This is a genomic window from Gammaproteobacteria bacterium, assembly GCA_013696315.1.
Lineage (GTDB): Bacteria > Pseudomonadota > Gammaproteobacteria > JACCYU01 > JACCYU01 > JACCYU01.
Genome location: JACCYU010000105.1, coordinates 1 through 11,358, shown reverse-complemented (window position 1 = coordinate 11,358; position 11,358 = coordinate 1). Strand labels below are relative to the sequence as shown.

At 61.4% G+C, this 11,358-nt stretch carries 7 protein-coding genes and 1 pseudogene; 3 read left to right on the top strand and 5 right to left on the bottom strand.

From position 1 onward, the window contains the following. The coding region (gene polA / locus H0V34_06405; protein MBA2491342.1) for a DNA polymerase I at positions 1–2,347 on the bottom strand (2,347 nt) is incomplete at its 3' end. Between the two features lie 94 nt (positions 2,348–2,441). Between polA and H0V34_06400 the strand changes: the two genes are divergently transcribed. The 3 genes and pseudogenes from H0V34_06400 to H0V34_06390 all read left to right on the top strand — a co-directional run bounded on the left by H0V34_06400 (position 2,442) and on the right by H0V34_06390 (position 5,387). Beyond that, complete coding sequence (locus H0V34_06400) at positions 2,442–3,167, top strand: TIGR00730 family Rossman fold protein (protein MBA2491341.1); 726 nt, start codon at positions 2,442–2,444, stop codon at positions 3,165–3,167. An 80-nt stretch (positions 3,168–3,247) separates the two neighbouring features. Next, entirely contained in the window at positions 3,248–4,183 is a 936-nt protein-coding gene (locus H0V34_06395; protein MBA2491340.1) for a homoserine kinase, read from the top strand. Positions 4,184–4,470: 287 nt separating this feature from the next. Beyond that, positions 4,471–5,387: pseudogene (locus H0V34_06390) on the top strand (crotonase/enoyl-CoA hydratase family protein). Here H0V34_06390 and H0V34_06385 read toward each other — a convergent pair. From H0V34_06385 to uvrD, 4 genes are all read right to left on the bottom strand, one after another. After that, positions 5,377–7,572, bottom strand: a complete 2,196-nt coding sequence (locus H0V34_06385) for a response regulator (protein MBA2491339.1) — start codon at positions 7,570–7,572, stop codon at positions 5,377–5,379. The pseudogene H0V34_06390 and the gene H0V34_06385 overlap by 11 nt on opposite strands. A gap of 47 nt (positions 7,573–7,619) precedes the next feature. Further along, positions 7,620–7,913 (bottom strand): hypothetical protein, encoded by a 294-nt coding sequence (locus tag H0V34_06380; GenBank protein ID MBA2491338.1) that lies wholly within the window; start codon positions 7,911–7,913, stop codon positions 7,620–7,622. Positions 7,914–7,942: 29 nt separating this feature from the next. Further along, the gene (locus H0V34_06375; protein MBA2491337.1) at positions 7,943–9,124 is read right to left on the bottom strand and encodes a response regulator; all 1,182 of its coding nucleotides are present in this window, start codon (positions 9,122–9,124) and stop codon (positions 7,943–7,945) included. 180 nt (positions 9,125–9,304) lie between these two features. Continuing rightward, on the bottom strand, positions 9,305–11,358 hold a 2,054-nt coding region (uvrD, locus tag H0V34_06370), incomplete at its 5' end, for a DNA helicase II (protein ID MBA2491336.1).

The following is an 11,358-nucleotide window of genomic DNA, read 5'->3' as shown; positions in this document are numbered from 1 at the left end:
GGTTGACGTAGTCTTGCGCCGCGCCGCGATCGATACCCAGCTGTCGCGCCAGCCCGAACGCGGACATGCCGTAGATCAAGCCGAAGTTGATCGCCTTGGCCGCGCGCCGCTGGTCGCCGGTCACAAGCTCGGTTTGTACGCCGAATACCTCGGCGGCGGTGGCGCGATGAATGTCCTTGTCCTCGTCGAACGCCGCGCGCAGGCCCGCGTCCCCCGACAGGTGCGCCATGATACGCAACTCGATTTGAGAGTAGTCCGCGGCCAGAATCGCGTAACCCGGCGGCGCGATGAACGCCTGGCGAATGCGCCGCCCTACCGCGGTACGGATCGGGATGTTCTGCAAATTGGGTTCGGAAGATGACAGCCGCCCGGTCGAGGCCACCGCCTGATGATAAGACGTGTGAACCCGGCCGGTGCGTCCGTTGACTTGCCTCGGCAGCTTGTCGGTGTATGTTGATTTCAGCTTGCTCAAACCGCGGTGATCGAGAATCAGGCGCGGCAACGGATAGTCGAGCGCCAGCTCCGCGAGCACGTCTTCAGCGGTGGATGGCTGGCCTTTGGGCGTTTTGCGCCGTGCCGGCAGACCCTGTTTGTCGTAAAGGATTTCCTGAATCTGCTTAGGTGATCCGATGTTGAACGGCTGGCCGGCGGCCTCGAATGCGGCGCGCTTGACCTCCGCCATACGCGTGGCCAACTCGGTGCTCTGCGCGGCCAACTGTACCGCATCGATCAGCACACCGCCGGATTCCATGCGCGAGAGAACCGGCACCAGCGGCATCTCTATGCCCTGATAAAGCGCGCGCAAAGGCGCCAGCGCCTTGAGTCGCGGCCAGAAATGGCGGTGCAGGCGCAATGTCATATCCGCGTCTTCGGCCGCGTACGGCGCGGCCAGCTCCAGCGCAACCTGATTGAACGTCAGTTGTTTTACGCCCTTGCCGGCGACATCGTCGAAATGAATGTTGGTGTGCCGCAGGTGGCGCTCGCATAAGGTATCCAGGTCGTGCCGGCTCTGCGTTGAGTTCAAAACGTACGACTCCAGCATCGTGTCGTGTGCGATACCGGCGAGCGTGACGCCATGATTGGACAGCACGTTACGATCGTATTTCAGGTGATGACCCACTTTTAGCTTTAACGGGTTTTCAAGCCAGGGCTTGAGCCGCGCGAGGGTCAGATCGAAGTCCAGCTGCGGCGGCGCACCCGGGTAGTCGTGCGCCAGCGGAAGGTAAGCGGCCTGTCCGGGCTGAACCGCGAAGGACATGCCGACCAAGCGCGCCCTGGCATAATTTAGATCGTCCGTTTCCGTATCGAAGCCGACCAGCTCCGCCGCCGCAAGTCTGTCCAGCCATGCGTCCAACTGCGCGTCGGTCAGAATGGTTTCGTACTCACCAGCTTCGTCGGCCCGCGGTTCTTCGGCGCGCGATTGATCGCGCTGGTCGCGTTGATCGGGAGCGGGACTCGGCGCCTCAATCGGTGTCTCGGCATCCGGGTCCTTGTCGAGTGCTGCCAGCCACGCCTTGAATTCATAGTGTTGGTATAGCGCGCGCAGGCGCTCCGTGTCCGGCGGCTTAATGCCCAGATCGCGCGGCGCCAGCGCCAGCGGCACGTCGCACTTGATGGTCGCAAGCTCGTATGACAGCGGCAGATCGGCGAGCGCCGCGCGCAGCTTTTCGCCGATTCTGCCCTTGATCTCGCCCGCGTGTTCGATCACCGCCCTCATCGAACCATAAGCCTGCAACCACTTCGCCGCGGTCTTCGGCCCGACCCCCGGCACGCCGGGAATGTTGTCTACCGTGTCACCGACCAGCGCCAGATAATCGACCATGCGCTCCGGTGGCACGCCGAACCGCTCGGCGACACCGTCCACGTCCAGGCAACGCCCGCTCATGGTATTCACCAGGGTCACGTGCGCGCTGACAATCTGGGCCAGATCTTTGTCGCTGGTGGAGACAACCACGGGCATATTCCCGGCTTCCGCTTCGCGCGCCAGGCTACCAATCACGTCGTCGGCTTCCACGCCGGGGATGCACAGCAACGGCAGGCCCATGGCTTCGATAATGCTGTGCAACGGCTCGATCTGAACGCCCAGCTCGTCTGGCATGGGTGGTCGGGTGGCCTTGTACTGTTCGTAGCGGTCGCTGCGGAAAGTCCTGCCCTTGGCGTCGAATACGACGGCCATGTAATCGGGCCGATAGTCGTTCAATAATCGCTTGAGCATATTGACCACGCCGTAGATCGCGCCGGTGGCCTCGCCGGCGGCGTTGGTCAGCGGCGGCAGCGCGTGGAACGCGCGATAAAGATAGGACGACCCATCGACCAGGACGAGGGGCTTGCCTGAAATTGAGGTCATTACGGGCCCGCGCTTCGCCGGTGGCCGGAGACTGATCCTAGTGCGATCAATTCTTCAAGGTTATCATGTCGCTTTACGCTCAGCCGCACGGATTATGGATCAAAACACGCGCGCATCTCATCCCGGCCTGGCACCAGCCGACAATAGTCTGTTGACGCGGGAAAGCTGGAAAGTCTTTCAGATCATGGCCGAATTTGTCGATGGCTTCGAGCGCCTCGCGCGGATCAAGCCATCGGTCAGCATCTTCGGGTCGGCGCGGGTGCTACCCGACCACCCCTATTACGGGCTCGCAGAGGATATCGCGCGCGCCTTGTCGGACGCCGGCTTCGCCGTCGTAAGCGGCGGCGGGCCGGGCATCATGGAGGCCGCCAACAAGGGTGCATGGGCCGGCAAGTCGCCCAGCGTCGGCCTCAATATCGAGGTACCGCACGAGCAGGGCACCAATGGCTATCAGGACATCAGCCTGCATTTTCGCCATTTTTTTACCCGCAAGGTTATGTTTGTCAAATACGCATCCGCCTACGTGGTGCTGCCCGGCGGCTTCGGGACCCTGGATGAACTGGCCGAGATCCTGACCCTGGTGCAGACGGGCAAAACCGCGCGCATACCCATTATCCTCGTGCACGCGAAGTTCTGGGCGAGCCTGATCGACTGGTTCAAACAAACATTGGTCAGCGAGGGGGTCATCAGTCCCGCCGATGTCGGCCTGTTCACAGTAGTGGATAGCCCGGACGAAGTGGTGGAAGCGATCTTTGAGCATTACGAGCATCGTGGCTTCGAGCCATCGGCCGAGGAGCGCGAACGTCTGCTGGAATTGTGACCGCGCAAAACCTGGTCCTCACAGCCGGGCGTCCGCCGACACCCGTAAGGGTTCCCGTTACATTGTTACCTCAGAATTCTATGTCCGTCTATACACCAGTTAACCGGCCACAACTCAAGGCTTTCTTGAGCCTTTACGACGAAGGCGCCTTGGTGGAATTCAGCGGCATCAGTGCGGGGATCGAGAACAGCAATTTCTTCGTCACTACCGAGCGTGGCCAGTTTGTGCTGACTTTGTTTGAAAAGCACGCGGCATACGAATTGCCGTTTTTTCTGAATCTTACGGCGCATCTCGCGGAACACGGCCTTCCCAGCGCCCATCCGATTGCCGATCGGCATGGCGATTTCCTGCAGCAGTTGAACGATAAACCCGCCGCGCTGGTGCGCAGGTTACGCGGAGCAAGCCCAATCATTGCAAATCTTCAACAGTGCGAGGCCGTCGGACACGTGCTGGCGCGTCTGCACCTCGCCACGCGGGGCTTCAAGGGACACCGCGAAAACGATCGCGGTTACGGTTGGTGGCTGGCGGTGCGTGAAGTGCTGCACACGCGTCTGACCGACAGCGATGCGCGGCTTCTGGACGCGGAACTGCAATTTCAGCGCCAGGACCGATTCGAGGGGCTGCCGCGTGGCATCATCCACGCCGATCTGTTCCGCGACAACGCGATGTTCATGGGCGACGCGCTTACGGGCGTTATCGATTTCTACTATGCCTGCGCCGACGCTTTCATGTACGACCTGGCGATCACCGCCAACGACTGGTGCAGCAAACGCGACGGCAGCCTCGACGCGTCGAAGATCGACGCACTCCTTACCGCCTACGACGAAGCGCGTCCGCTGTTGCCGGTGGAGCGCCGCGCCTGGCCCGTCATGACGCGTGCGGCCGCGCTGCGCTTCTGGCTGTCACGGCTTTACGACAAGCATTTTCCGCGCACCGGGCATATCACGCACACGAAAGACCCGGACGAATTCAAGCTGATTCTGATCGATCGTATCGAGCACGCATCCGCTTTTTAGCGGACTTAAAACCGCCCTCTTGCAGTCAGCGCAAGGACCGGTTCGCGCCTCCCAGGCGATACCCGAAATCGCCTGGCTCGCACTTTCGTACCCGTCTTTAGTTTTCAATGCCGCTCGTCAGTTTTTTTGCTACGCCTGCTCCAAAGTAACGGGAAAAATATCCCTACCGACGCGATCGCGACTTATCCTTGATTACGCGCCGATCGGTTCGGCGGCAGCGTCTACGCGCAAGCCGAGGAAGACACCGCAAGCCCCATTCACCAACCCAGATAAGATACAGGTGCCCAATGAATAATAACGTCCGCAATCCACTGATTTCGCTCGTTCACCGGGAAACTCCGGATTACTCGCAGCTGGAAACCTTTTACGATGAGAAGTACCGACTCATGTGGTGCTATATGCAGGGGACTTCGCGCCCCTGTTTCACGCCGTCATTGCTGGCCGAGCTGTACCAGTGGTGTAAAGCGATGGGTTCCGATGCTACCGAAGGACGGGATATCCGTTATCACGTGCTTGCCTCGAACGTACCTGCCGTCTTTAACCTGGGCGGAGATCTCGGTTTGTTTACGGCGCTGATCCGAGCCAGAAACAAGGCTGCGTTGTATGAGTATGCAAAGGCCTGTATCGACGCCTTGTACGGAAATATGCTCATTTCAACCGCGGCATTACAACGATTTCACTCGTGCAAGGCGATGCCCTGGGCGGCAGCTTCGAGACCGCCATATCCAGCGATGTACTGATTGCCGAGCGCGGCGCCAGGATGGGTTTCCCCGAAGTCCTGTTCAATCTGTTTCCCGGCATGGGCGCCTACAGCCTGCTGAGCCGCAAGCTGGACAGCGCGCGCGCCGAGCGAATCATCCTGAGCGGAAAGATTTACGGTGCTGAGGAGCTGTACGAGATGGGCGTGGTGGACGTGCTGGCCGAGGACCTGCAGGGCGAGATGGCCGTATACGATCACATTCGCCGGGAAAATCGCTCCGCGAACGGGTATCGCGCACTGCGCGCGGCGAAAGATCGCATCAATGGGGTCAGCTACAAGGAACTCATCGACATCGCCGAAATCTGGGTGGACGCCGCGCTGCGTCTGGAGTCGCGCGATCTGCGCATGATGGGACGTCTGGTGGCGCGTCAGACCGGCCGCGGCCGCAACGTAAGCGCACAGCGTCAGGAGAAATTCAGCGAGCGCGGCACCATCAGCGCATGACGTTGCGCGGGCGGTCGACGTACTCCGTCAGCTTTATACAGGTGCTATCGAAGCATGATTCGATACGGGCAGCCAGCTCGGAGGACATGGGGGTGGACATCTCATAAGGTTTGAGCTGCTGGGCGGCGACGCAGAGCCTGACCAGCTGCGTGCCGCCCAGCTCGCTGGCGGTGCCCTTGAGCGCGTGCGCGGCGTCCTGAAACTCGGGATAGTCCTGCTCGGCCACAGCATGGCGTACACTCGCCATGAGCCGCGCGCCGTCGCGTGTAAAGCCTTCCACCAGTTCGCGCACAAAGTTGCGGCCGGAACCCAGCTGGCTCAACCGATCCAGCGCGGACTCGTCCAGTTGCATGTCAGCGTTGTGCGATGTTGCTGTTGCCGGGCTTGTCTGAGTCGCCGCTCTCTGCGGGGACCCAACCCCGCCCGTTATCATAAGCGCGGCAATGGTATCCAGCAGTTTTCGAGCGTCGACTGGCTTGGTGAGGAATGCATTCGCACCCGCCTCCTTGCACTGATCCATGGCTTCGCGGGTCGCGTTCGCGGTCAACATGATCACGGGTAATTCCCCGCGCGTGTCGATGAAGCGGCTAGCCTTGACCGCATCGATGCCGCTGAGCACCGGCATCTGCATGTCCGCGATAAACAAATCGAAGCGCGTTTGCCCGTGCGCCAGGGCGTCGAGCGCCAGCTCTCCGTTTTCCACCACGTGAACCTTGTGCCCGGCCCGCTCCAGAATGCCCTTGATGACTTTCTGGTTCACCTCGTTGTCTTCGGCGACCAGAATAGTGAAACGCTGACCGGCGCCTGACTGTCGATAATGATCGGCCAGCGAGACCACGTTTTCCTGTGGCCCGTAATCCGTATGTGCGGCGTGAATGGCGTTGAACAGCAGCGTTTGGTCCAGCGGTTCCGGTAGCACCGCGCTGTATCCGCAACGCAGCCATTTTTCTACCATCTGTGCGTCGTCGTTGGCATCGATCAGCAACAGTGAAATTTTTCCGGATGGCTGCAATCTGCGTGCGGCCAGGGCGAAGCGCTCCGGCGCGATATCGATCTGTCGCCGCTGCACCAGCACCACCCGATGCGGCGACTGCTGCGCCGAGGCTTGCGCCAGGCTGGCGAAGGCCTGTGCCGCGTCCCGCACACACTCGTGCGCAAGCCGCCAGCCGTCCAGCGTCGGCTCGATCTCGGCCGCCAGCGCCGCATCAGCGATCGCCAGCACGCGTACGCGGCGCAACGAGTCCAGGATTACACCGTCCTGGCGGACCGCCACCCTTCGCTCGAATGGCAGATCGAACCAGAACCTGGTGCCCACGCCTTCGCTGCTCTGTACGCCGATCTGCCCACCCATCTGCTGCACCAGTTGCCGCGCGATGGCGGTGCCCAGCCCGGAGCCGCCGTAACGACGCGAGGTGGAAGTGTCCGCCTGGGTAAACGTATCGAATATCCGCATCTGCGCGGCTTGCGGAATGCCGATACCGGTGTCGATTACCTCGAAACGCAGCTTCAGCGTGTCGGCGACGTCATCGGTCACTGGCGCCACTTTGACGTCGATGCGGCCGGTGGTGGTGAACTTGATGGCGTTGCCGATGAGATTCACCAGCACCTGATGAATGTGCGCCGCGTCGCCGCGCAGCATAAACGGCGTCTCCGGCGCGACGTAAACCGCGAACACCGACCCATTCTTGCGCGCCTGGGGCTCGAACAGAAGCGCGGTGTCGCGCATCAGCCGGTGCAGATCGAAATCCGCGATCTCGATATTGAGCTTGCCGGCCTCGATCCTGGAGAGGTCGAGGATGTTCTCGATCAGGCCCAGAAGTGTGTGCGCGGAGGCGTGGATGGTGTGCGTGATTTCTCGCTGCTCGGTGTTCAGCGGCGTGTCGATCAGCAGATCGCTCATGCCGATGACCCCGTTGAGCGGCGTGCGCAATTCGTGACTCATGTTCGCCACGAACTGCGACTTGGCGCGACTGGCCAGGGTCGCGGTATCGATAGCATCGTTGAGCTTGCGCTGCAGTGTTGCCATATACATCAGTAACACGGTCAGGACAATCAACATGCTGGTACTCAGCGTACGGTGCGCGGCCCAGTAATCACTAAGGACTGAAACCGCTGAGAATCCAATAATGCTGAGGATGGTCGCCGCGGCCAGGAAACCCGTGCCGTAACGAAATCCGTTGCCCATCGTTACCCACAAATAAAGCCCGATGAGCGGAAACCCGGTTTCCCCGCTTACGCCATACCGTATGAGGTGGCGCCGAGATCGAGAAGCATCCCGATAAAGCGCCGTGCAACCGATCTGCCGGGCCAGCAAATAATCGTCAGCAAGATGATTACAGCGCAACCCAGCACCAGACTCACCGCGATGCGCGCGGCGAATAACGTTGTGGGATTATCGATCCCGTTGGCGTATAGCGGGGAAAGGAAGTAGACAAATACTACAAACACGATGATCACGCGCAGGATGGCCTGCTCGTGTTCGCTGTCCGGGCGGCCGGACAATCGTGCCTTGAGCCTTGCCAGCATGTCGGATACCCCCGCCTATTCCATAACGGCTAGGTCTCGGGTAGACACGCGCCCTCTGCCGTTCTGTCGATCTCGGCCAGTTGAGCGATGAAGGCGTCGACGCACTGCGGATCGAAGTGGTGACCCGACTGTTCCGTCACATACTGAAGCGCGTCCTCGCGACGCCAGGCTTCCTTGTAGGATCGTCTGGTGGTCAGCGCGTCATAAACATCGGCCACCGAGACGATGCGCGAGGTCAATGGGATGGCGTCGCCGCGCAGACCGTTGGGATAGCCGCCGCCATCGTAGCGCTCGTGATGGCTCAATGCGATTACCGCGCCCTGCTGGATGTAACGCGACGCGCTGTCTCTTAGTATCTGGTGACCAATCGAGGTATGCATTTTCATGATCGCCCACTCCGCCGGCGTCAGCTCGCCCGGCTTCAGCAGTACCTGATCGGGGATGCCGATCTTGCCGATGTCATGCAAGGGCGCCGACAGCGCGATCTCGTCGCATTCCGCCGCCGACAGCCCCATCTGCTCGGCGATCAGCCGCGCGATTTTTGCCATGCGCAACACGTGGTGGCTGGTGCCTTCATCCCTGTATTCACCGGCCTTGGCGAGCCGTAACAGCGTTTCGCGTTCGCGATTGCGAATCTGCCGGGTTGCAAGCGAGACCTGTTCCTCCAGCCACTGCGCTCGGTGGGTGATGATTTTCTGCTGCCGGCGCAAGGTCAGCAGATTCCGGCAGCGGGCGCGGCATTCGTATTGATCGATCGGGCGCACGAGAAAATCGGTGGCGCCCGCGTCCAGCGCCTGGTACTTCACTTCGGGATCATCAACCACCGTAACGACCACTACCGGCACGTCTATGCAGCTGGGCATGGTGCGTAAGCGCCGGGTGAACTCAACACCGTTTAAATCCGGCATTCTGTAATCGGTCAGGATCAGATCCGGCGGGTGTCGGCCGGCGTGGCGTAACGCCTCGTAGGGATCGGCGAAACTATCCACCAGCAGCGCGGGGTCAATGCTCTGGATCACCCCCTCCAGGATTTTGCGGCCAGTGAACTGATCGTCAACGATGAGTACGCTTGGTGGATGCCGACCCTGCCTGGCGACACGATCGCCGCTCCAGTCAGGCGCACCCTCGGAGGTTACGCGCAAGCTCGCGGGTTTGTGCGAGCCGCGGTTGCGGCCGGCATTGCGAGGTATCAGTGGTATTACATTGTTCATAATCGATCGGCGCCCCCGGGCAGTTCATGCCTCAACAGCGACACTGGTCTTTCCGCCAGGCGGTAGCCGCTACAATATGTCCCTTAGTCGCTAAAGGATCATACCTGATTATAGTCGCGTTTTGAGATCCTGCCACGCGATTAAAGGGCGGCGGGTCTGCGGCCGATAGCGGGCCGATGTCTATAGCGTCTGCAGATTCGCGTATTCCACCACCAGCCACTTGCATCCCGCGCGCTCGAAATTGACCTGTACGCGCGCGTGGCGGCCCTGGCCTTCGCTGCCCAGCACCACGCCTTCGCCGAACTTCGCGTGCGCGACCCGCTTGCCGATGCGAATGCCGTTCTCGCTCTCGGCCTGCGGCGTGGCGGTGCGGCGCGCCCGCAACGGCTGGCTGATCATTACCCTGGGCCTGACTTCGAGCATCAGTTCGGGCGGCAGCTCGCCGACAAAGCGCGACGGCGGATTGTAGCTCTCAGCGCCGTATTGACGCCGCGATTCCGCATACGTAATCACCAGTTGCCGGCGCGCGCGGGTAATGCCGACATAGCAGAGCCGGCGTTCTTCTTCGAGACGTCCCGGCTCGTCGATGGACATCTTGCTCGGGAACACGCCTTCTTCCATGCCGACCATGAACACCAGCGGAAACTCCAGCCCCTTCGCGGCGTGCAGGGTCATAAGCTGCACGCAGTCCTGATAAGCCTCGCCTTGACCTTCGCCCGCCTCCAGCGCGGCGTGCGCGAGGAAGGCGTCCAGCGGCGTCATGTCGCCGTGCTGATCCGGGTCCAGCCTGAAACCGCGCGCGGCGGTTACCAGTTCATCGAGGTTTTCCATGCGCGCCTGGCCTTTCTCGCCGCCCTCCGCGCCGTGATGTTTCTTGACACCGCTGTGCTGGATCACGTGATCGACCTGCTCGTGCAGCGGCAGGCCCGCGATGGCGACGCTCAAGTTTTCTATCAGCCGCACGAACCCCAGCAACGCGTTTGCGGCGCGGGCGCTTAAAGCCCCCTCACTAGCCAGCGACTGCCCCGCTTGCCACAGGGTTACGTTTCGTGCGCGCGCGTGACCGCGCAACTCCGCAATTGTCCGTTCGCCGATGCCGCGGGTCGGCAGGTTCACCACGCGCTCGAACGAGGCGTCGTCGTTATGATTGGAGGAAAGCCGCAGATACGCCAGCGCGTCCTTGATCTCGGCGCGCTCGAAATAGCGCAACCCGCCGTAAACGCGATACGGAATTGCGCGCGCCATGAAGACTTCTTCGAACACGCGCGACTGCGCATTGGATCGATAGAGGATTGCGGACTCGCGGCGCGGCTGGCCCTGCTCCGCCCACTGCGTGAGCCGGTCTGCGACGAAGCGGGCTTCGTCCTGCTCGTTATATGCCGCGTAGACCTGAATCGCGTCGCCCTTGTCGCCGCTGGTCCAGAGCTGCTTGCCCATGCGGCCGTGATTGTGGTCGATCAGCGCATTGGCGGCGGCCAGAATCTTCGCGGTCGAGCGATAGTTCTGCTCCAGTCTGAAGGTCTTCGTATGCTGAAAATCGCGGCTGAAACTCTGGATGTTTTCGATCCGGGCGCCGCGCCAGCCGTAGATCGACTGATCGTCGTCGCCCACCGCGAAGATCGGGATCTTCTCGCCGGCGAGCAGGCGCAGCCAGGCATATTGAATGGCGTTGGTATCCTGAAATTCGTCCACCAGCAGGTGACGGAAACGTTCCCGGTAATGGGCGAGGAGTCTAGAGTCGTCGCGCAGCATCTCCAGCGAGCGCAGCAGCAGTTCGGCAAAATCGACCAGCCCGGCGCGCTGGCACGCGTTCTCGTAAGCCGTGTAAATCCGCACCAGTTGGCGGCTGATTGGGTCGCCGGTATCTTCCAGTTGCTGCGGGCGCAGGCCCTCGTCCTTGCGCGCGTTGATGTACCACTGCGTCTGGCGAGGCGGCCAGCGCGCCTCGTCCAGCTCCAGACTTTTGAGCACCCGCTTTACCAGACGATACTGGTCATCGGAATCGAGAATCTGGAACGTCTCCGGCAGCCGTGCCTCGCGCCAGTGCGAGCGCAACAGCCGATGCGAAAGGCCGTGAAACGTGCCTACCCACATGCCTCGCGTGGAGGCGCCGAGCAATGATTCCACTCGCCCGCGCATCTCGGCGGCCGCCTTGTTGGTGAAGGTGACCGCCAGCACGCTGTACGGCGAGACGCCCTCGACCAGACACAGCCACGCGATGCGATGCACCAGCA

Excerpts from the sequence above, each read along its gene's own strand:
- H0V34_06400 (MBA2491341.1), top strand. The coding sequence starts at position 2,442 with ATGGATCAAAACACGCGCGCATCTCATCCCGGCCTGGCACCAGCCGAC.
- H0V34_06395 (MBA2491340.1), top strand. The coding sequence starts at position 3,248 with ATGTCCGTCTATACACCAGTTAACCGGCCACAACTCAAGGCTTTCTTG.
- H0V34_06385 (MBA2491339.1), bottom strand. The coding sequence starts at position 7,572 with ATGGGCAACGGATTTCGTTACGGCACGGGTTTCCTGGCCGCGGCGACC.
- H0V34_06380 (MBA2491338.1), bottom strand. The coding sequence starts at position 7,913 with ATGCTGGCAAGGCTCAAGGCACGATTGTCCGGCCGCCCGGACAGCGAA.
- H0V34_06375 (MBA2491337.1), bottom strand. The coding sequence starts at position 9,124 with ATGAACAATGTAATACCACTGATACCTCGCAATGCCGGCCGCAACCGC.